The 22,052-nt window shown below is 47.3% G+C and carries 18 protein-coding genes and 1 tRNA gene; 12 read left to right on the forward strand and 7 right to left on the reverse strand.

Translation table 11 applies throughout. From position 1 onward, the window contains the following. Positions 1–32 precede the first annotated feature (32 nt). Positions 33–2,189: a formate C-acetyltransferase gene (gene pflB / locus HMPREF1493_RS01915; protein WP_035427400.1), complete on the reverse strand. Its 2,157-nt coding sequence runs from the start codon at positions 2,187–2,189 to the stop codon at positions 33–35. 370 nt (positions 2,190–2,559) lie between these two features. Between pflB and HMPREF1493_RS01920 the strand changes: the two genes are divergently transcribed. Then, entirely contained in the window at positions 2,560–3,141 is a 582-nt protein-coding gene (locus HMPREF1493_RS01920) for a 5-formyltetrahydrofolate cyclo-ligase (RefSeq protein WP_035427402.1), read from the forward strand. A gap of 66 nt (positions 3,142–3,207) precedes the next feature. On the opposite strand, the gene HMPREF1493_RS06945 is transcribed toward HMPREF1493_RS01920, so the two are convergent. From HMPREF1493_RS06945 to aroA, 5 genes are all read right to left on the reverse strand, one after another. Then, complete coding sequence (locus tag HMPREF1493_RS06945) at positions 3,208–4,125, reverse strand: type II 3-dehydroquinate dehydratase (protein WP_353573413.1); 918 nt, start codon at positions 4,123–4,125, stop codon at positions 3,208–3,210. 159 nt (positions 4,126–4,284) lie between these two features. Continuing rightward, positions 4,285–5,589, reverse strand: a complete 1,305-nt coding sequence (locus HMPREF1493_RS01930) for a shikimate kinase (RefSeq protein WP_051485222.1) — start codon at positions 5,587–5,589, stop codon at positions 4,285–4,287. Next, on the reverse strand, positions 5,579–5,851 hold the full coding sequence (locus tag HMPREF1493_RS01935) for a chorismate mutase (protein WP_035427403.1): 273 nt from the start codon (positions 5,849–5,851) through the stop codon (positions 5,579–5,581). The genes HMPREF1493_RS01930 and HMPREF1493_RS01935 overlap by 11 nt, the downstream gene beginning before the upstream one ends. Next, a complete protein-coding gene (aroC, locus tag HMPREF1493_RS01940) occupies positions 5,844–6,986 on the reverse strand; it encodes a chorismate synthase (protein ID WP_084058288.1) in 1,143 nt (380 codons plus the stop codon). The genes HMPREF1493_RS01935 and aroC overlap by 8 nt, the downstream gene beginning before the upstream one ends. Next, complete coding sequence (gene aroA, locus HMPREF1493_RS01945) at positions 6,987–8,267, reverse strand: 3-phosphoshikimate 1-carboxyvinyltransferase (RefSeq protein WP_035427405.1); 1,281 nt, start codon at positions 8,265–8,267, stop codon at positions 6,987–6,989. It abuts the gene before it with no gap. 102 nt (positions 8,268–8,369) lie between these two features. Between aroA and HMPREF1493_RS01950 the strand changes: the two genes are divergently transcribed. Beyond that, complete coding sequence (locus HMPREF1493_RS01950; protein ID WP_035427406.1) at positions 8,370–8,996, forward strand: bifunctional 4-hydroxy-2-oxoglutarate aldolase/2-dehydro-3-deoxy-phosphogluconate aldolase; 627 nt, start codon at positions 8,370–8,372, stop codon at positions 8,994–8,996. Here the strand turns inward: HMPREF1493_RS01950 and aroB are convergent. After that, positions 8,993–10,072: a 3-dehydroquinate synthase gene (gene aroB, locus HMPREF1493_RS01955; RefSeq protein WP_035427407.1), complete on the reverse strand. Its 1,080-nt coding sequence runs from the start codon at positions 10,070–10,072 to the stop codon at positions 8,993–8,995. The genes HMPREF1493_RS01950 and aroB overlap by 4 nt on opposite strands. A 111-nt stretch (positions 10,073–10,183) precedes the next feature. Between aroB and HMPREF1493_RS01960 the strand changes: the two genes are divergently transcribed. The 10 genes from HMPREF1493_RS01960 to HMPREF1493_RS02005 all read left to right on the forward strand — a co-directional run bounded on the left by HMPREF1493_RS01960 (position 10,184) and on the right by HMPREF1493_RS02005 (position 22,049). Continuing rightward, positions 10,184–10,260 (forward strand) — tRNA-Arg (locus tag HMPREF1493_RS01960). A gap of 40 nt (positions 10,261–10,300) precedes the next feature. Continuing rightward, on the forward strand, positions 10,301–12,745 hold the full coding sequence (locus HMPREF1493_RS01965) for a cation-translocating P-type ATPase (protein ID WP_035427409.1): 2,445 nt from the start codon (positions 10,301–10,303) through the stop codon (positions 12,743–12,745). A gap of 33 nt (positions 12,746–12,778) precedes the next feature. Further along, positions 12,779–13,897 (forward strand): zinc ribbon domain-containing protein, encoded by a 1,119-nt coding sequence (locus tag HMPREF1493_RS01970; RefSeq protein WP_035427411.1) that lies wholly within the window; start codon positions 12,779–12,781, stop codon positions 13,895–13,897. Positions 13,898–14,035: 138 nt separating this feature from the next. Continuing rightward, positions 14,036–14,575: a peptidylprolyl isomerase gene (locus HMPREF1493_RS01975; protein WP_035427706.1), complete on the forward strand. Its 540-nt coding sequence runs from the start codon at positions 14,036–14,038 to the stop codon at positions 14,573–14,575. Between the two features lie 31 nt (positions 14,576–14,606). Beyond that, positions 14,607–16,010: a tetratricopeptide repeat protein gene (locus HMPREF1493_RS01980; protein WP_035427413.1), complete on the forward strand. Its 1,404-nt coding sequence runs from the start codon at positions 14,607–14,609 to the stop codon at positions 16,008–16,010. Positions 16,011–16,080: 70 nt separating this feature from the next. Next, complete coding sequence (locus HMPREF1493_RS01985; RefSeq protein WP_012808756.1) at positions 16,081–17,124, forward strand: rod shape-determining protein; 1,044 nt, start codon at positions 16,081–16,083, stop codon at positions 17,122–17,124. Between the two features lie 2 nt (positions 17,125–17,126). Beyond that, positions 17,127–18,218: a rod shape-determining protein MreC gene (gene mreC / locus HMPREF1493_RS01990; protein WP_035427416.1), complete on the forward strand. Its 1,092-nt coding sequence runs from the start codon at positions 17,127–17,129 to the stop codon at positions 18,216–18,218. 9 nt (positions 18,219–18,227) lie between these two features. Next, positions 18,228–18,788 (forward strand): rod shape-determining protein MreD, encoded by a 561-nt coding sequence (mreD, locus tag HMPREF1493_RS01995; RefSeq protein ID WP_035427418.1) that lies wholly within the window; start codon positions 18,228–18,230, stop codon positions 18,786–18,788. A 9-nt stretch (positions 18,789–18,797) separates the two neighbouring features. After that, a complete protein-coding gene (gene mrdA, locus HMPREF1493_RS02000; protein WP_035427421.1) occupies positions 18,798–20,807 on the forward strand; it encodes a penicillin-binding protein 2 in 2,010 nt (669 codons plus the stop codon). A gap of 15 nt (positions 20,808–20,822) precedes the next feature. Continuing rightward, complete coding sequence (locus tag HMPREF1493_RS02005; RefSeq protein WP_035427423.1) at positions 20,823–22,049, forward strand: FtsW/RodA/SpoVE family cell cycle protein; 1,227 nt, start codon at positions 20,823–20,825, stop codon at positions 22,047–22,049. Positions 22,050–22,052: the final 3 nt, after the last annotated feature.

Raw genomic sequence — 22,052 nt, forward strand, 5'->3', positions numbered from 1 at the left:
AACGTGTAGATAGATCTTCTCGCCAGGGCTTGTTATTTACGATCCTCAGCACCTTCAACTGCGGATGGGTCTGCCTCACAGGCGCAATCAATCTTGTTCTCAATCTGAATATCAAGATTCATATCAGAGAAGTCGATGTGCTCAAGGTCTAGCTCGCTACCGTGGAAGTAGACGTCAGAGCCCTTACCAAGAGCATTAGGAATGATTGAGAAGGTATTGGAAATACCGTCTTGTGCGTCGTTGAATGGAAGCTTAGCAACGGAGGCCAGGGATGCAACAGCACCGTGAGTATCGCGGTGGTGCATTGGGTTAGCACCAGGAGCAAAAGGAACGCCCGCACGACGGCCATCAGGAGTGTTACCGGTGGCCTTACCATATACAACGTTAGAGGTAATGGTCAGGATAGAAGTGGTTGGGACAGAATCACGGTAGGTGTGGTTCTGGCGAATCATGTTCATGAAAATCTCAACGATGTCATGAGCAATGGTGTCAACGCGGTCATCATCATTACCGTACTTAGGGAAGTCGCCCTCAGTGATGTAATCGGTAACAAGGCCGGTCTCATCGCGGACAACCCTTACCTTTGCATACTTGATTGCAGAGAGGGAGTCAGCAACAACAGAAAGACCAGCGATGCCTGTTGCAAACCAACGATGAACGTGCTCGTCGTGGAGAGCCATCTGGATGCGCTCGTAGCTGTACTTATCGTGCATGTAGTGGATTGCATTAAGAGCGTTGACATAAACGCCAGCAAGCCAGCGCATCATGTCCATATACTTGGAGAAGACATCGTCGTAATCAAGGTACTCGCCCTCAACTGCACGGTACTTAGGACCAATCTGCTCGCCGGTCTTCTCGTCACGGCCACCATTGATTGCGTAAAGCAAGCACTTGGCAAGGTTTGCGCGAGCGCCAAAGAACTGCATCTCTTTACCAACACGCATGGAGCTGACGCAGCAAGCAATTGCGTAGTCATCGCCATGATAGACGCGCATAAGATCGTCATTCTCGTACTGGATAGAGCTGGTGGTAATAGAGATCTTTGCGCAGTAGCGCTTGAAGCCTACAGGAAGCTTAGTAGACCACAGAACAGTCAGGTTAGGCTCTGGGCTGGTACCCATGTTTTCAAGGGTGTGGAGCCAGCGGAAGCAGGACTTGGTAACCATAGAGCGACCATCAATGCCAATGCCACCAATGGACTCAGTGACCCACTGAGGGTCTCCAGAGAAGAGCTCGTTGTACTCAGGAGTACGGGCAAACTTGACCATACGAAGCTTCATAACCAGGTGGTCAACAATCTCCTGAATCTCAGACTCAGTGAAGGTACCACGAGCAAGATCGCGCTCTGCATAGATGTCCAGGAAGGTGGTGTTACGGCCAATAGACATTGCAGCGCCATTCTGCTCTTTTACAGCTGCAAGGTAGCCCAGGTAGAGCCACTGAACAGCCTCTTTGAAGTTCTCAGCAGGGCGGCTCAAATCAAAGCCATAAATCTCACCAAGCTGCTTGAGCTCCTTGAGAGCACGAATCTGCTCGGAAAGCTCCTCGCGGTGACGAATGGTCTTCTCGTCCATGACGGTGCCGGTGCCATTTTTCTGATTTGTCTTATCGGCGATAAGAGCGTCAACACCGTAGAGAGCAACGCGACGGTAGTCGCCGATGATGCGGCCACGGCCGTATGCGTCAGGCAGACCAGTGATGATGTGGGAGTGACGGCATTTACGCATGTCCTCTGTGTAGACATCAAAAACGCCAGCGTTGTGAGTCTTGCGACGGTAGGTGTAGAAGTCAACAATCTCTGGGTCAACCTCGTAGCCGTAGGCCTTGCAAGCAGCCATTGCCATACGAATGCCACCGTCTACCATAAGGGCGCGCTTCAGTGGCTTGTCTGTTTGAAGGCCAACAATCTGCTCAAGTGGTTTATCAATGTAGCCGGCCTCGTGGGAGGTGATAGTGGAAACCAGCTTGGTATCCATATCAAGTACACCACCATTTGCGGTCTCTTGAGCAAAGAGATCCATAACATCCGCCCAAAGCTTTGTGGTAGCCTCAGTTGGACCAGCGAGGAAGGAATCATCGCCATCGTAAGGGGTGTAATTCCTCTGAATGAAGTCTCGGACGTCAATTGCTTTTTGCCAGTTACCACCGACAAAGCCGTCCCAAGCCTCCTGTGCTGGTGTTTCCTGCATAACACACTCCTTTTTACATGGATTTTTGAGTCCATGTTCATGCTGAGCGTGTTGAGTGGAGCATGGCCGCTCAGCAGTTTACAAATAGCAATCTTGAGACTAATTTTGACAGCAGGTATGTCTTTGGACAAATGACGTCAAATATTAGTTGCGACCTCTAACTTTACTCAATATGTAGTGCCAAACAAGTGACAAATACGCAATATTTTGACAAGTTAGAAACGGTTTACATTTGCGCAGGTCAGAAATTTGCTAAAAAGAAAGCTATATAAAAATTGTTGAGATTTAGTCACATTTATTGCGACAGGTGTCCATTTCTTCTCCAAATGTCCACAAAAATGTTGTTATTCTTAGCTATAGGGGAGGCTTCATGGATACTGTGGCATTAGAAAAACAACGCTTGCGAGAAGAACGTCTAGCAGCAAGAGAAACTCTTTCTGAACAAGAGAGAACTGTGCTTGATGATCGCATTACTCAGAAACTCCTTGCAACCTCTGAATATGTAGAAGCAACTACTGTTTTAACGTATGTTTCTGTTTCATCTGAAGTTTCTACCAGGATGTTTATTGAGAGCGCTCTACGCGATGGGAAAACAGTGGCGGTACCTCGTTGTCTACCTGGACATTGTTTAGAGTTTGTTGCCATCGTTTCATTGGAACAGCTGGTAGCAGCACCATTTAACTTGTTAGAACCAGCAAAAGAGCTGCCTGCTTTAACTGAGGACCAGACAATCAATTCGATTTGCATTGTTCCAGCGCTTCTTGTTGATATAAAGGGGTATCGCTTGGGTTATGGCGCTGGTTTTTATGACCGGTTCTTGTCTACGTATCCTGGCAAGAAAATTTGTCTTGCTTACCAGCAAAATTTGAGACAGACAATGCTTCCTCATACAGCATTTGATGTTGCCGTAGATATGGTGATAACCGAGTCAGAGGTACTTACGTGTGCATAAAAAACCTGCTGCAATTTAGCATTACAGCAGGTTTGTGTTTCTCGCCAAATGGTTATATGCAACTGGCTATGCTTCATCTTTGAGATGAGTCGCCATCAGTTGGATTGCTTCTCTGTAGCTGTCAATTCCTTTACCAGCAACTGTAGCAAAGCATGCGTCCTTTATATAAGAAATGTGCCTAAAGTCTTCTCTGGTAGAGATGTCAGTAAGATGTACCTCAATCATGGGAATTTGCACCGCTAGTGCCGCGTCGAGCAGGGCAACTGAGGTGTGCGTATAGGCGGCAGGATTGATAATAATGCCATCGTAGCTGCCCAGGGCGTCCTGGATTGCATCAACTAGATCACCCTCATGGTTTGATTGATAACACACACAATCAGAGAAACCTTGAGAGAGGGCTTCTTCCTTACAAGTCTCTATGAGGGTTCTGTAGTCAGCTTTTCCATAAACCTCTGGCTCACGAATGCCCAGCATGTTGATGTTTGGGCCGTTAATTATGAGTAGGCGAGGAGCGTCGAGGTCATCCTCATAGTTGTCTTCAAAGTCGTCTGCGTCTAAGTCAGAGGCAAGGCTGTCAAAGTCTTCTTCGTCTTGATCAAGGGTATTTTTTTGAGCAAGCAAAGAGATGAGCTCATCTACCTCTTCGTTGTGTTGAGTGGGAAGATCTGCTCGCTTCTCATCTAACGAACAAAAAGTCTTTTCTGGCTCACCAAGGACTTGGTCAAGAGAGTTATTAACCTGGCTCACAAGATTAGGACCAAAGACTACCTCAAGTCCGTTGGCACCCTTTCCAACAATACCAAGAACACCAGTGGCTGTGGCCAGCTGTTCATGGTCTATAAGCGTCATATCATTGATGGAAAGGCGAAGTCGTGTCATGCACACTTCGTTGTGAGTTAAGTTTTTTGAGCCGCCTATTGCATTTAGGATCTCGTGAGCAATAGCATTGCCGTCCATTGGATATCTCCCCAAGTATAACCACATATCAAACACTTAACCGTTTGACTTGGTCTAGCATTCTCGTAGTCTTATGAATACATACCTACGAAGCATAAGTATAGGGTCTTTAACGTGCCAAAATTCAAAATCTACGAACCATCCGGTGAACGGTTAAAAAATAACTGCGAACGCTTACTGTTATGCTTAAAGCGTGTCGAGAAGACCCTTGGCATCTGCGTCTGGACTACCGAGACAAAAAAAGGTTACGTCAGCCCATGCTTCATAGAGCGGAATACGTACTGCGGCAAGATTCTGAACACCCATACGTTCTGAAAGAGGTCTGCCGACAATAGCTAGGTCTTCAAGAGGGCGCGTAAGGTAGACAAGCTTGCCGTTTTGACGGAGGAGCTGGTAGTTTGAAGGTGTAACAACTACGCCACCTCCACAAGAGATCACCGCACCACTCGTGCTAGAAATCTCTTGAATTACCTCATGCTCTAGACGCCTAAAAGCCGCTTCACCGTGTGTTTGTAGGTAGGTTGCCGCCTCGCAGTGAGCTTTCTGCTTGATGAGAAAATCAGTGTCTATCCAGGGACGATTGAGGAGTTTTGCTAGGGCTTCTCCCGTAGAAGTCTTTCCAACTCCCGGCATACCAATAAGCACGATGTTTTCTTTTGAAGCATGGAGCTCACGCGAGATGCTTTCTATCTGAGAGTCTGATACATCTTGTCCCAAAAAGAGTGAGCTAGCCCTAGCTGCTTGAGCTACCAGCATTTTTAAACCATTTGCATTGAGTATTCCAAGACTTTCTGCATCTAAAAGTAGCTGAGAGCGCAGCGGATTATAAATAAGATCAATCACGCATTGGAGGGAAGAAAAAGCAGCAAGCTCCTCTTTTGAAAGAGGAGAAACACCAGCATGTGGGAACATTCCTACTGGCGTTGCATTGACAAGAAGATTAGCGTCATAGTGGAGTTTAAGCTGGTCATAGGTAATTGCGCAGTCTACATATGAAGAACTTTCGTGAGGGTTCCTGGAGACTCCCACAACATATGCACCGCCTTTTTTGAGCGCATAGCAAATTGCCTGACCAGCACCACCAAAGGCTCCTAAGACCATTACTTTCTTTTGGCTCAAGTTGACCTTGAGGCTTTTTACCAGATACTCAAAGCCATACACATCGGTGTTGTCTGCTGCTATAAAACCATTTGCATCTTTTACCAGGGTATTTGCCGCTCCTATAGCTTGTGCATCCTCAGAAGCTGAGTCCGCAAGAGCGCAGGCATCCTTTTTGTAAGGGATAGTAACGTTCAAGCCCTGCCAAGGTTGGTCTTTGAGAAAACCCTTTAGCTCAGAAGCAGAAAGCTCATGAAGCTGGTAGGGAAATGACCCCAACTTTTCATGAATTGCTGCCGACCAACTATGAGAGAGTTTCTCACCAATAAGGCCGTAAGGAGCAAGAGGGGCTGTAAGGTTACTTGAACCTTGTTGTACAGTTTTAGAACTCACGAGATGTCTCCTGAACTGCCTTTGCAGCGTTCATCAAAACCTCAAGCAACTCTAAAGCATACGGTTCAAGTTCATTAGAAACAGTTGCTTTAACCTGGTCTCTTTTGGCATTTTCTCTTGAGGAATCAAGAACAGCGAGGTCCTGCCCCTTTTTGTAAGCACCAATTTGTTTGGCAACCGCAATCCTCTGCTCAAAGAGGTCAAAGATTTGCGCATCAATTGAATCGATTTCCTGGCGAAGCGTTTCTAGCTGATTAGGCATTGTGATATCCGTTCTGCTCAGAGGGCCAGGAATATAAGGTGTCGAGAAGAGCTAGTGCAAAAGTGCTTTCAACGCAGGGTACAGCGCGTAAAACTGCATTTACATCATGTCTGCCTTGAACTACAAGCTGCTCTGGTTCCATAGTCTGAAGATTAACCGAATGTTGAGGAAGCCCAATGCTCGAGATAGGTTTTAACGCGCACCTAAACCAGATGGGAGCACCTGTTGAAATGCCGCCCAGAATACCTCCAGCATGATTGGTGGTTGGCACAACGGAGCCGTTACGTACTTCGTAAGCATCATTATTCTCAGAGCCAAGTAAATTGGCAACATCCATGCCGCTGCCAAATTCTATGGCTTTAACAGCGGGAACACCAAAGACTGCAGCAGCGATGGTATTTTCGAGCCCATGGAAATGAGGGCACCCAATACCTGCAGGAACACCCGTTGCCGCACATTCTATGATGCCGCCAACAGTATTTTTCTCTGAGCGCAGCTGCGTAAGGAGTGCACTGGTTTTCTCGCCAGCTTGAGCATCAAGGAAAGGAAGCGCTTGAGGATCAGCTTGGAGCAGCTGATCCATTTGGTAAGCAAGTAGCTTGCTGGCCTCAAGTGAGTTGTTTACGAGCTCAAGGGGAGTATCGCTGACGTCCTTTATTTTGAGAACGTGAGCTGCAATAGTTATGCCCTGAGCTCGCAAAATCTGGAGCGCTATTCCTCCCGCAATGCAGAGAGGGGCGGTGAGGCGGGCGGAAAAATGTCCTCCACCCGTTTGCTTGTACGAGTCTCCCCATTTTGCCCAGGCAGCAAAATCGGCATGTCCTGGTCGTGGGACAAGCTTTGTAGCTGCGTAATCTTGTGGACGAACGTTTGTGTTAGGTAGCTCCGCCGTGAGCGGGGAGCCATCTAGAATGCCTTCTGCTGAAATTCCTGAGACAAACAGTGGATCATCAGTCTCTTTACGCGGAGTATCCCACGGATGCGATGGAGATCTTCTTTGAAGGAATGTCTTGAGAGCTGCTAAGTCAATGCTAAAACCAGCAGGTAAACCTTCAATGGTGCAGCCGATTTTTGGAGCATGAGACTCGCCAAAAATAGATACTTTTACTGTTGTCCCAAAAGTTGAGGTCATCATTTATGACTCCATACTGTGACAGACGCCACCAAGCTGCTTGAAGTGCTCAAAGAAGAGCGGATACGACTTATTGATTGCCTCGGCATGGGTGATGACAACAGGACCTGTTGCATACGAAGCCAAAATAGTTGCCATCATCACCATGCGATGATCATTGCATGAGTCCACAATGCAGCTGATGGGCTGTTTTCCTCCTGTGATACCAAGTTCTGTCTGATCTTCAGAGAGTTCAACGGTCACACCAAATGCCTTAAGTACGTTGCAGATACTTTGAACGCGGTCGGACTCTTTAAGACGAAGGCGCTGAATATTGGTAAGCCTACTTGTTCCAGGGATAAACGCAGCTAATGCAGCAAGTACCGGGGCAAGATCACACACCTCGGAGACAGAAATGGTAAACGGCCGCAGGTGATCCATCATACAAGCTGCACCCTTTTGCTGGCGAGAAACACGTGCGCCCACAAGCGATAACGCGGCCAAGATAGCTCTGTCTCCCTGGATACTTTGCATGGAGAGTCCTGTGACCTCTACGCCTTGTCCAATTGCTCCCGCAGCAAGCCATGGTGCAGCGTTTGACCAATCTCCTTCGATTGAATAAACGCCTGGACAAACGTAGTGTTGAGGTTCAATGGTATAGGTGGCATTCTTTGCATCAAATACAGTAGTAACGCCAAAGTCTTTCAATACGTGCTCTGTGATAGCCAGATAGTCTTTTGACTGGATGGACCCTGTAATCTGTAGTGTTGAAGATACGTTTAACAAAGGTAATGACAGCAAAAGTCCAGAAATAAATTGAGATGAAATATCTCCTGGTAGCTCAAATAAACCGCCAATAAGTTTGCCTGAAACCTCAAGGATCTTCTCGTCTTGCCAGCTAAAAGACATACCATGGGCAGAGAGTTCTGAGACAAGCGGCTCTAGGGGTCGAGAAAAGAGTCTTCCTTCTGCAGAAATTGTGGCGTTTACGTTTAGCACGCCTAGAAGGGGGAGTAAAAACCTGAGCGTGGTGCCAGATTCTTTGCAGTTAAGCTGCACGTTTTGAGGGCGGTTTTGCTCTTTTACAGGGACAACTCTAAATCCCTGTTTAGTTCTAGCGATAGTGGTGCCTAAAGCTTTAAGACAATCAACAGTTACTTGAATGTCCTCTGATGTGTAAGGACAGGTAATGTTGGTGGTGCCGTTTGCAAATGAAGCGCAGATGAGCGCGCGATGAGCGCATGATTTTGACGGGATGGCTTCTACCGTTCCAAACAAATCATGAGGAGTTATTGAAACATCCATTTTTCACACGCTCCATAACTAATTGCTTGATGTAAGAATACCGCAGTTGAGTGTCAGAGAAGGATATGGTTAAAATTGTTTGAAGATTAAAGGAGGAAGCAAGTGAATAAGCCTTTTAGTGCCGTAACTCAGGTTTTACGTGGTTATACGTACAATCAGGTTAAAGCTGTAGTTGAGGTTCTTGTTGATTCTCCTGTACATAACGTTGAAGTAACCATGAACACTCCAGAAGCTGCCTCGTTAATTCAGAAGCTGTCCAGTGAATATGGTTCTGATATCAATATCGGCGCTGGTACCGTGCTTACTCTTGAAGATCTTCAGACGGCTCATAAAGCTGGCGCTACGTTTGTTTTAGCACCAACGCTGCTCTCTGAAGAGATGTTTGACTACTGCAAAGAGCATGAGATTTTAAGTGTTCCGGGAGCGTTTTCGCCAACAGAGATTGCACATGCATTTGCTCTTGGTGCAGATATTGTCAAAGTATTTCCCGCAAATGAGGTCAGTTATGGATACGCCAAAAAGGTATGCGAACCTTTAGGAAACTTACCGCTTATGGCGGTTGGTGGCGTTACAACAGATACTATTGCCGAAGTATTTGCTGGTGGTTATGCCTATGTAGGAACTGCTAACGGCATCTTCAACAAAAACGATATCCTAGCTGAAGACAAGACTGCCTTAAACGAGTCAGTACGTAAGCTTGCAGAAGAGCTAGAGCGTCAAGGACGTTAGTCTTTATTTGCCAACTCAATAAGCTGTTTAAGTTCTGTAAATGATTTGTGCTCAATGCGAACATCACCAATGCCATAGATAAGCGCCATATCAATTGAATCTGCGTGGCTTTTCTTGTCATGAAGTGCTGCGCTGTAAAGTTCTTCCACAGTAAATGAAGTGCTGGTAGGAAGATTATATGACTGCGTAAGTGTAATGATGTTCTCTGCGTCTTCAACAGTACAAAGACCAAGCTTGGAACAGGCTTTTGCCAACATGGAAGTTCCAGCAGCCACACAGGAGCCGTGTCCAAGTTCAAAGTTGCTGAGCGTCTCAATAGCATGGCCAAGTGTATGGCCCAGATTGAGCAATTTTCTTGACCCTGCTTCTTTGAAGTCTGCTTCAACGATTGATTTTTTTATTTCGATACACGCTTGAATGAGTTCTTGCCTATGCGTCACGTCGATGACCTGCATGGGGTTTCTCGCCAAAGAGATTTTATTGAAGAGATCCTGCCCGGAAAGTACACCGTATTTAATAAGTTCTCCGCAGCTATCTTGCAAGAGGGGAGTCGGAATTGAGTTTAGCAGCTCAAGGTCAACAATAACCGCCCTGGGGTTATAGAAGGCTCCAACCAGATTTTTTCCAAACGGTAGGTCAATGGCAGTTTTTCCACCAATTGAGGAGTCAATCATTGCCAAAAGTGAGGTGGGAACGTGGATGAGTGCGCAGCCGCGCATGTAGGTAGCTGCAACAAATCCCGCAAGATCGCCAATAACACCTCCGCCAAACGCCACGACAATGTCTTCTCGCGTAAAACGGTTTTCTGCAAGGATGCTTACCAGCTTTTGATACGACTCAAATGATTTTGCGTGCTCACCTGTGGGAACCGTAGCAGTTGTGACAGAATAGCCGGCTGACTCTAACGAGGCGAGAAGTTCTGCGCCAAAGAGCTTGTTCAAATCTGGATGAGTGACTACAAGAATCTTTGACCCTGAGGTGCAGGAATGAATGAGCTTACCAGCCTGCGTAAGCAGGTGATGCCCTACATGAATTTGATATGAGTCGGATGTTAGGTCAACAGAAATAGTATTCATGAACTCCTCATTTGCTGGTTGAATTCATTTTAGCATGGGAAAATACCAGAAGAAAATTACGCAAACCGTTACAAAAGGCAGTAAGTAGGCTGGGGTATACTTATGCACCATGACTCCGTAGCTCAGTGGATTAGAGCGTTTGCCTCCGGAGCAAAAGGTCGTGGGTTCGAAACCCACCGGGGTCACCACGTGCAAAAAACCGGCCATCACTGACTGGAGATTGTTTATATGTCATTGCAGGGTACTGAAGGCAAGAGTAGCAAACGTTTTGAAGAAACGTATGAAGGTCTGACGTCAAAAGAAGTTGCAGAGAGAGTATCTGCGGGTAAAGTCAATACTAATACAGACGTCAAAACCAAATCTATTGCTCAGATTATTGCAGAGCACAGCTTTACGCTCTTTAACATAGTTAATGTTTTGATGGCGCTGCTTGTTGTTGTAACGGGACAGTACAGAAATGCACTGTTCATGAGCGTAGTTCTTGCAAACTTGGTCATTGGTATTGTGCAAGAGATTCGTGCAAAACGCATGGTTGACCGCCTGTCTCTTATGACAGCTCAGAGTGTTTGTGTAATTCGTGACGGAAAAGATACCTTTATCAAACCAGACGAGCTTGTCATCGATGATCTTGTGCGCTTGAAGACGGGCGATCAAATTCCTGCTGACAGTATTCTTGTGTCAGAGCACGTAAGCGTTGACGAAAGCCTTCTAACTGGTGAGGCGGAGCCCGTGCAAAAGACCACGGGAGACGAGCTTCTTTCTGGTAGTTTTGTCGAGAGGGGCAGTCTTGTTGGTAGGGTATGCCGTGTAGGCCAGGAAGGTTATGCTGCGCGTATTAACGCAGAAGCTAAGTTTGTAAAAGAGATCAATTCAGAGATTCTTACCACCATTAAGTCGATTATTCGCGCAGGTTCCATTGCATTGATTCCGCTGGGTATTGGTCTTTTTGTTCGTACCTATTTCATTGGTAACGCCGATTTAAATGAAGCGCTTCTTTCGATGATTGCTGCTGTTATTGGCATGATTCCTCAAGGACTCGTTCTTCTCACCAGCTCGGTTCTTGCTATTGCAACTATTAGGCTTGGCCAGAAGAATGTTTTGGTTCAGCAGCAATACTGCATCGAAACGCTGGCACGCGTAGATACCCTTTGTTTGGACAAGACGGGCACTATCACCACGGGAAACATGGAAGTTGCTCGTGTTTTGGATGCTTCGTTTACACCAATTACTGAGGCCGCAGGCGCTCTACAAGCGGCTGTAAACGTTGTCGGCGCAAACAAAGATGACGCTAACGATACGGCTACGGCAATCCTTGCGTACGCATCTAAGCAGGGGATTCAAAGTGAACGCCCTTCTCGCGTTGTGGCGTTTTCTTCCAAGCGAAAGTACTCTGGCTGTGTGACTGAGGACGGAGAGGCATTTGTTATCGGTGCAGCTCAGTTTGTGCTTGGGCCTGAGGCGGCTGATGTAATTGCAGGCTCCGATGCGTTTGCATCCATTGAACGCGTACTGGTTGCCTGCCGCGTTGACGGCTTTGACCAAAACGACGCATTGCAGGGAACGCCGCAGCTCCTGGGTTATGTGGTGCTCAGGGACCAGATTAGAGAGACCGCCCCACAAACCATTGCATACTTCCTTGAGCAAGGCGTTGACTTGCGCGTTATTTCGGGCGACGACCCTCGTACCGTCTCTGCTATTGCTGAGCGCGCGGGAGTTCCTCATGCCGACGGTTGGGTAGATGCAACTACGCTGCACACAGAAGCAGATATTGCTGCAGCTGTTAAGAAGTACCACGTATTTGGTCGCGTTACGCCAGAGCAGAAGCGTGAGCTTGTTATTGCACTCCAGAATCTGGGCCACACCGTTGCCATGACCGGCGACGGTGTAAACGACATCCTGGCTCTGAGGCAGTCGGACTGCTCTATCTCTGTTGCTTCAGGTTCTGCAGCAGCTAGAAATGTTGCAGAGATTGTTCTGGCAGACAACGATTTTGCGCACATGCCAGAAGTTGTTGCTGAGGGTAGGCGCTCTATCAATAACCTTCAGCGCTCTGCTGCGCTCATTCTTGTTAAGACGGTTTACACTGCAGCGCTTGCACTCTATTGCATTATTGCGCCACCATATCCTTTTATTCCTGTTCAGATGTCACTTTTGTCTTTTGCAACCGTTGGCCTGCCATCGTTTGTGTTGGCGCTTGAGCCAAATCATGACCGCGTAAAGGGCAACTTCTTGGTCAACATTTTGCGCAAGTCACTGCCAGCTTCTATTGCGATAACTATTACGCTTGCACTCCTTATGACTGCAGGTCATCTGTTTAAGCTGAATCTGTCTCAGGTATCTACGATGGCGCTTATCACCACTGCAACAGTTGGCTTCGCGCTGCTTAGAAGAATCTCTTTGCCGCTTACCAAGCTTCGCATTGCACTTCTTGTTGTATGCATTGCCATTGTTGTTGGCGGTTGTACGGTGGCGCAGGACTTCTTCCGTATTGCACCGCTCACCCCACGCATCTTGCCATACTTGGCAATTTGTCTGGTGATTTCCGTTATCATCTTCAACAGAATTTCCGAGCGTTACATTCACAACTATGCAAAGGATCGATTCTTTGACCTGGTTGTGAGATTAATGGGAGGAAAGTCAACTTATAGCTCTTCTGCTGATACAAACGATTAAACTGAAGCACAAGCAAAGAGTTGTGGAGGGTGTATGCGTTGTCCAAACTGTGGATCTGAGGTCGATGAAGGGGCTTTAACCTGCCCTCATTGTCAGATTGATCTAAGTTTGACCCAAAGGATTCCTGTTACTCAAGCTCATTGGTGCCCTCATTGTGGCGCCCTGGTGGCTGCCGGCGCAGAAAGCTGCCCAAAGTGTGGCCTTCCTTTACCACAGGCAGTGCCTGCTGCTCGTCCAGCTCGAGCTATCAGGCCCACACGCAACATCAAGCTTCCAGAGATTGACGCCGCTCCAGCATCTGGCGAGAAGACCGATCCGCTCGTAGACGCAGAGTATGATGCATCCTCTTCTGTCGCAGCAGATCCCACTGTTTTGCAAGATATGCCAGCCGACAACGCTGACCCAGACACTACCAGCGCGTTTGCCTCGGTAAGTCGCAGGCCAGCTCCTCGCTTTGAGTCTGCAATCCCTTCCGAGCCTTCAAAAGAGAACCTCCCTGAAGCAGAGGGAATCCCGCGTACGCGCGTTATTCTGCTCTCAGCACTTCTTGTTACCTCGCTGGTGGTAGCTGCAATCTTTGTCATCACACACCCGTGGGACCCGCAGGCAACCGACAATCGAGCAAAGGTTGAGGCGCCAGTCTCATCTACTCCTACCACCACACCTGTTACGCACCTTACGGGTCAAGACACCAGTGCAACTCAGCAAAATACAAGTTCGGATGCTGTTTTTGACGCACTTGATAGTGATTATCAGAAGCTTGGAGACCTCTCAAAGCGCCTTGATGATAACGAGAAGACCTTTGATCAGCTTGCTATTACTGGCTCTGATCAGGAGCGCGCTGATGCTCAACAGGAAGCAGAGCAGATTTCGCTGGATATTAGTAACGTCATCTCTGACCTTTCTAGTCTTGATGACTCCAACGGAAACTATCGTCAGACTATTGAAAATCTCACCAAGCTGGGTAACTGGCTTCGTAATCGCTCCGATGCTTTGAGTGAGGGATGGAAGCGCTCAGTTGCTTCTAACAATCCTTCTCAGGACAAAGACAACATCTTGGCGCCAGTTGATAACATCAGAGACTCCAGCGGCTCCAGCTCATACCAGAAACTTTTTGATGAAAATTACGTGAAATGGAAGCCACAAAAGTAGTAAAAAACAACCGTTCAGCTGCTTTAATTTCAAAAATCTCATCATACTGGTAAAATAATTAGATTAGAAAAGATGTTCTTTATTACTAAGGGTTTCTCGCGTTTTCTTCTCTTAGATGTAAAGAAGCTTGGAGGAATTATGTTTGGACTTGATCCATTGTATACACCAGAGCGCCAGGTTACTGGTACTGAGGTTGCCGTCTTTGATACCAACAAGGGAATCATTAAGGTTCAACTTGATGGTAAGGGCGCACCTATTCATGTGGCAAACTTCTGCGAACTTGCAGAGTCTGGCTTCTATGACGATACCAAGTTCCACCGTCTTGTTCCTGGCTTTGTAGTTCAGGGCGGAGACCCAAACACTCGTGAGATGAGTGTTGAGGATGTTGTGTTTGGAAACCCTGGTCCTGACGGAATTCCTGGTACCGGTGGTCCTGGTTATCGCATCAAAGAGGAGTTCACCACAAATCCTAACAACTCCCACGTTGACGGTGCTCTTGCTATGGCTCGTTCTCAAGATCCAAACTCCGCAGGTTCTCAGTTCTATTTCTGTCTTGGTCCACAGCATGGCTTGGATTCTGGGTACACCGTATTTGGCACAACTATCGAGGGAATGGATGTCATTTCCCAGTTAAAGGTTGGCGATGTCGTCAATTCCATTAGAATTGAAAACGCTTAAAGCCAAGTCGCACAGACTCTTGGAGGATATTGTGAATCAACAGGCATTTGAGTTAGGTAAATCTGCATATGATCAGGGCGACTGGTTTGTAGCTATCAGTCAGTTTGATGTGGCTAAAGAGCCAGGCGAGGTAAACGGTCAGATTGACCACCTTCTTGGAAACGCTTATATGAAGCTTGGACAGTTTGATTCCGCAGCTTCTGCTTACAAGTCCGCTCTTGCTGACGCTTCCTACGGCAAGGTTGGCGCTCTCTCTACTAATCAGGGTCGCGCACTTCTGGCTGCTGGTAGGGTACAGGAGGCTATTGCTGCCCTTACTAACGCTGTCCAGGACACTTCTTACGCAACTCCTTATAAGGCACAGCTTGCTCTTGGTTCTGCATACGAGAAGATCGGTGATATTCGCAACGCCGGTATTGCTTACAGAAACGCTGCAGTTGACGAGAAGAACCCTAATCCTTCATCAGCACTTTGCAGCCTAGGCGCATGCTTCATGGGTCTGAACAGGCCTGTTGATGCTGTTGAGGCATATCGTACCGCTCTTGATTTTGCTAATCCTCTGGATAATTCCAATAAGATTTATGCAGATCTTGGTCTTGCATACGTTGCAGCAAATCGCATGTCTGAGGCAGTTGATGCCTTCACTCACGCTACTGCAGACGGCAGCTTTGCTCTGTCTAATCAGCAGCAGTCTGCCTTTGATGCAGCTCGCAGGGCTATTACTGCAATGACTTCTGGCAAGCCATCTGAGACTGATGCCTTCCTTCAGGCAGCTGGCTATGGTGCCTATGATCCACTGGATCCTACAGGTATGTCCGGCGAGCTCATCCCTTCTGCAGAAGATACTGGCTTCTTCCAGATTACTGAGCAGGAGATTATTGAGCAGGATAAGAAGGACAAGAAGATTAGGCGTAAGCATCGCCATACCGGCCTTAAGGTCTTTATCACTATTCTTATTTTGCTTATCTTAGCTGTTGGTGGCGCTGGTTATGCTTACTATCGTGGCTATGGATGGCCAACCCAGCAGTCTGTTGTTCAGGATATTTTCAACGCTAAGGCACAGGGCACCGATATTGGCCGCTATGTTTCTAGCTCTGTCTCTAGCACAACGCTTCAGCAGATTTCCAACAGCCTGCCAGCAAGCTCCGCTGTCACCATCAACGGTGTCGACCAGAGCATGACTCACTCTACAGTTAATGCTTCTGTCAGTCTTTCTAATGGCGGCAACGTTGACTACACCATTGAGCTTGTCCGTGATGGTATTGGTTGGAAGGTTGCAAGCGTTACCACTTCGTACGTAAGCCAGAATAACCAGAACTCCGGCACAACTTCTGGTACTAACGGCTCTAATTCGGGAACTACCTCTGGAACTAATGGATCTAACTCCTCAAATTCCTCTAATAGTTCCTCCAGCTCTTCAAAGTCTGGTAACTAGTACTAAACTGTTTTAACCGTTCTTTCTGCAGGATAATTACGCACACGCGTAGCACGTTTGATTGGATATCATGTCTATCTTCGATTCGCTCTTCGGAGAATATGGCGGAGACCTAGCCATCGATCTGGGAACTGCAAACACCCTTGTTGCAGTTCGTGGTCAGGGTATTGTCATCAATGAGCCATCGGTTGTTGCAATCGATAAAAGCGAGAGCCGCGTTCTGGCTGTTGGCGCTGATGCAAAGCGCATGATTGGCCGTACTCCTGGCTCCATCATTGCTGAGCGCCCTCTTAAAGACGGCGTCATTGCAGACTTTGATGTTACTGAGGTTATGCTTCGTTACTTCATCGAGAAGGCACGTGAGCGCAAATATCCTTGGTCACCACGTCCACGCGTAGTTGTTTGCGTTCCTTCTGGTGTTACATCTGTCGAGAAACGCGCTGTTTTTGAAGCAACTATTCAGGCAGGCGCTCGCCAGGCATTCTTGATTGAAGAGCCCATGGCTGCAGCTATTGGTGCAGACCTTCCAATTGAGGATCCTACAGGTTCTATGGTTGTAGACATTGGTGGCGGCACTACCGAGGTTGCCGTTATCTCCATGGGCGGTATTGTTGTCTCGCAGTCCATCAGAACTGCAGGTGACGAGTTTGATCAAACTATTCTTGAGCATGTTCGTGATGCTTACAACCTCTCTATTGGTGAGCGTACCGCAGAAGATATCAAGATTAAGGTTGGCTCAGCAGCTCCTCTTGCAGAAGAGCTTGACGTTGAGGTAAACGGTCGTGACGTCATGAGTGGTCTTCCAAAGACTGTTCGTATTGAGTCAGAAGAGATTCGTCGTGCCCTTGATCGTCCTCTTGACGAGGTCACCAAGGCTGTCAAAGATGCGCTTGATGTGACTCCACCAGATCTTGCCTCCGACCTTATGTACTACGGTATTTTGCTTACCGGTGGCGGCGGAATGCTTCGTGGTCTTGATCAAAGACTTCGTGAAGAGACTGGCGTTCCCGTTAACGTAAGCCCAACCGCGCTAGAAAATGTTGTTACCGGTTGCGCAAAGGTTCTTGAGGCTAACGCATTGTCCGGTGGATTTGTTCAGAGTGCAGGCCAATAAATATGCCATTGTCTCATCAGATCCAGGGTGCTTCAACAGGCCTTGGATCTAACAATAATAAGCATACGGGCGGCCGTAGTTTTATTATTCTTTCGCTGCTTTCAATTGTGTTATTGACGGTCAGCGCTCGTATGGGTACAGAAGGACCGCTCGAGATGGTTCGAGGTGGGTTCTCTACTATTACCATGCCTTTTAGAATGGCGGGTTCAGCTATTGCCATGCCTTTCCAGGGCATTGGTAACATTTTTAGTAACTTAACAGCAGACCAGCAAACGCTTTCTGATCTCAAGGCAGAAAACGAGCAACTGCGTTCAAGAAATGCAGAGCTAGAAGAGACAAATCAGTCCACGCAGCGTCTGCAGGGTCTTCTCGACCTCAAAAATACCTATAACCTGCAGTCCACAGGCGCTCGTGTTATCTCTGGTTCTACTGACTCGTTCAATAACACCATCGTGATCGACAAGGGAACTTCGTCTGGGCTGGCTGTTGGCATGCCTGTTGTTGATAGCGGTGGCGTTATCGGCCAGATTATTGAGTGTAGTCCTACAACCTCTACCGTTCGTCTTATCACTGACGAGAAGAGCGGCGTGGCTGCTATGGTTCAAAGTAGTCGAGCTCAAGGCATGCTTATGGGTTCTGCGTCAAGACAGATTACTCTTAACCTCATCAACACCAACCAGAAGGTTGCCGTAGGCGATACAGTTGTTACCAGCGGTCTTGGTGGCGTATTCCCTAAGGGTCTTCCTCTAGGTAAGGTTACCAGCGTTGAGGCAGCTCCAGGATCGCTCTATTACACCATTGTTGTTGAGCCTTATGGAAATGTCAGCACTAACGAGGAGGTAATGGTTATCACGTCTCTTTCTGAGGAGCAAAAAGCTACCGCAGATGATATTGCTGAGGCAGATAAGCAAAACACTCCAACTGCAACTAATTCAGACGGTAAGGATAAAGACTCAAAAGACGGATCTTCTACGTCTTCATCGAGCGGTTCTACTGGCAGCGGTTCAACAAACAACACAACAAACACTCAGCAGAATGCAACAGTTGCTGCTCCAACGGGTACTACACAACATAACAGCGGAAGAACAGATTAAGGGGGATGCATGCAGGTTTCTGATAGAAATAAAAACACACGCAGCATCGCCGTTCTTGCTGTTGTTTGCTTCATTTTGCAGATTATGCTTACACCACAGGTTTCTTTTGGTGGGGGAGTTATCAATTTTGCACTTATTTTCTCGGCAGCTATTGCGCTGAGATATGGTGGTAAAACCGGCGTGATATGCGGCTTTATTGCTGGTCTTATCTATGATTTGACTTCTGCTAATCCTATTGGCCTTATGGCACTCCTGCTTGTGGTCAGTTCTTATTTCATGGGCCAAGAGGTAAGAGACAGAATCTCTGGCAATTTTGGTACCTCTATGGGCTTTGTTGCCCTTCAAACTTTTGGTGTCACCTTTATGTATCAACTCATTAATTCTTTGATTGGCTCTGGTGGCAACTTCTTTGAGGGGCTGCTGTTTAAGTCTTTCCCCACCATGCTGTTTACCATTTTGGCAGCGCTTCCTGTTTTCTATGTACTTTCTCATTCCCAAAGGTCTCATTCATCTTTGGGTGGAACTTCGCTCTACCGCGGATCTCACCGAGCTCCACAGCGCCTTAAATAAGGGGTTAGTATGAATTTCACCCTTGTTATCCTTGCTTGTTGCGCTGTTGCAGCAATTGGTTTGATTATTGTTTACCTCACCTTTGGTAGAAAAGACTCGCCGTTTACCTTTGATATTGGCGGCGGCGCTCCCAAGGCGTCTGGTGGTTCTGACGGCTCTGCCGAGAAGACCCTCTCGTCCAGACTTATCGGATTTGCAATTGCTGTTGGCGGCATGTTTGCCGTGCTTATTGGCAGGCTTTGGACCATGCAGCTCTTATCGTCAGCTGACTACACCGAGCAAGCAGAGAGAAACCGTACGCGCACCGTTACTACCGCAGCTCCTCGCGGTCGTATTTTGGACAGAAATGGCGTGGAGATTGTTACCAACAGGCCAAGTCCAACGGTAGTAGCTCGAGCAGACGTTGCAGAAGACTACATTAAGCTGCAGATTCTTGCTAACCTCTTGGGTATGCCTATGTTGGCGGTGCGCAGAAAAATCATGGATACCTCTGATGGTGCTCAAGCGCTTCGCACGGTTTCTGTAGACGTTTCTAGGCGCGTAGTTGCCTATATTTACGCTCATGGCGCTTTGCTTGATGGCGTTTCAATTGAGGAGCGCACCCAGCGAGCCTATCCAAACGGTTCTCTTGCAGCTCATGTTGTTGGCTACACCGGAACTGTTACACAAGAGCAGCTTGAAAGCAGTAAAACTGCGGATGGCGGCTTTGTGTATGCCCACGGCGATATCGTGGGACAAACGGGTGTTGAGTATCAGTACGAGTCCGCTCTTCAGGGTGTTCGTGGTGAACAAACGGTATATGTTGACGCTGCTGGTAATGTTTTATCTCACTCAACGTCTATTGCTCCTCAGAGCGGCTCAGATGTTGTTTTGACCATTGATGCAAACATCCAAAAAGCAGCAGAAGCATCCCTTGTCAGTGTTATCAATACAGTTAGATCACAAGACTTCCAAGGTCGCAGTGCAAGTGTGGTGGCGCTTGATTGCACCAACGGTGAAGTTATTGCTATGGCAAGCTATCCAACGTATTCACCTTCAATGTTTGTTGGAGGCATTTCCAGTTCTGACTGGGATATGCTTTCTTCTGAAGAGGCAAACTATCCGCTGATGAATCGTGCAATTGCTGGACAGTATCCATCTGGATCTACCATCAAAGCACTTACTACCTTTGCTGGACTCAAATACGGCATTTGTGACGGAAATTCCAGCTGGTATTGCACGGGTTTCTGGACTGGTTTTGGCGAGCAGTACGGCATGCACTGCTGGCTTCTTTCTGGTCACGGCACCGTTAATCTGATTACCGGTATTACCAACTCTTGCGATATTGTTTTTTATGAGATTGGTAAGGGCTTCTTCTATAACAACGATCATCCAGAGGGCATGCAAGAGACATTCCGTGCCTTTGGACTTGGTGCGCTTTCTGGTATTGACCTTCCAGAAGAGGCATCTGGCCGCGTTCCTGATGCAGAGTGGAAGTGGAATTACTTTACTAGCTCACCTGATGATGCTCGTAAGTGGCAGGGTGGCGACAACTGTAACCTTGCAATTGGACAGGGCGATCTTTTGGTAACCTGCCTTCAGATGGCAAATGCGTATTGTGGCATTGCAAATCGAGGTCCAATTTATAAACCACATGTTTTGAAGAGTATTAACGCCAGAAATGGCAATGGCTCTGTTATTGAGTATAAAAACGAGGTCATTCTGACGCCAGAAGAAAAAGACGAGCACCGAGACATTGTTGCTCGCGGCCTGTATGGCGTTGTCTACGAGGAGTCAGCTACTCAGACTATCCACTGGACTAATCTGGATGTTACTGTTTGTGGTAAGACGGGTACTGCTGAGCAGCAGTCTATTGGCGAGCCCGTTGGTTGGTTTGTTGGCTATGCACCTGCAGATAAGCCTCAGTATGTTATTGCTGCAAACCTTGATTGTGCACCTGCTGGTGCTAGCTCTGGTATGTATATTGTTCGAGACGTCTTTGGCGCAATTTATAATCAGCCAGACAACGTTGGTAGGTAAGGAGGCGAGAAACCCATGGCACTTGATTCATCTGCAGTTACAAAACAGAGAATGAACTCACCTTTTAGGAGACGTGGAGGTATTCCTTCAGGCGGTCTTGCCAAGAAAGAGAAGCTTACTGGTAAGAATATCTTGAGTAATCTCTATCTAGCACAGCTTGTTCCCGCGGCACTTCTCGTCCTCATCGGTATTGTGGTTATCTGGACCGCATCGATGAACATTGCCGAAGCTAGTTTTCCTAGGCACCTTCTGGGTATTGGTTTGGGCCTTGTTTTTGCCACACTTATGTGGCGCTATGACTACAGAGCACTTTCAAATATGACAAATGTACTGCTTGTCGGCGTAGTTGTGTTGATGATTTTGCCTAAGATTCCAGGCTTTGGCGTTTCGGTTAAGGGTATGACTGGTTGGGTTAATATCCCACTTGTTGGCTTTAGATTTCAGCCGTCTGAGCTGGGAAAGATTGTCACAATCTTCCTTATGGCTTCGGTGTGTGCTCAGTATAACGGTAAGGTAGAAACGCTCAGAGACTATGTAAAGCTTTGTGGAACATTGATGGTTCCCTTTGGCTCCATTATGCTTTTGCCTGACCTGGGAACTGGCCTGATTATTTTGGTTATCGGAGCCACCATCATCATTTGCTCTGGTGCAAAACGTTCTTGGATTCTTGTGACCGTTCTTTTGCTCATTGCTGTTGTTGCTCTTGTTGTTGTGACTTCTATGATTCCTGGTATTCCTCACATTCTTAAGGAGTACCAGATGAAGCGTCTTACCGTCTTCTTGGATCCTTCTGTTGATCCGTCGGGAGACGGCTATAACCTGCAACAGGCAAAGATTGCCGTAGGTTCTGGTGGCTTTATTGGAAAAGGACCAGGTAACGCTACGCAGGCAAGTGGACGATTCTTACCAGAGGCACACACAGACTTTGTTTTTGCACTCTTCTCGGAAGAGTTTGGCTTCCTTGGTGCATTCGTTATGCTTTCACTTTTTGCATGGATGATTTTTGCAACCATTCTGTTTGCCATGAAGACCGAGAATACCTTCTCTAAACTGGTACTTGTTGGTTGTGCGGCCATGTGGTCGTTCCAGGTTTTGCAGAATGTTGGCATGTGTATTGGTATCATGCCTATTACTGGTATTCCATTGCCTTTTATCAGCTTTGGATCAACATCGATGATTGCTCAGCTCGTTTCTGTAGGAATCGTCCAGTCTGTTTACAGACATAGAACAAAGGCGGCATAAGCC

Origin of the sequence: Atopobium sp. ICM42b, assembly GCA_000564995.1 — a bacterium.
In the GTDB taxonomy this organism is placed as follows: domain Bacteria; phylum Actinomycetota; class Coriobacteriia; order Coriobacteriales; family Atopobiaceae; genus Lancefieldella.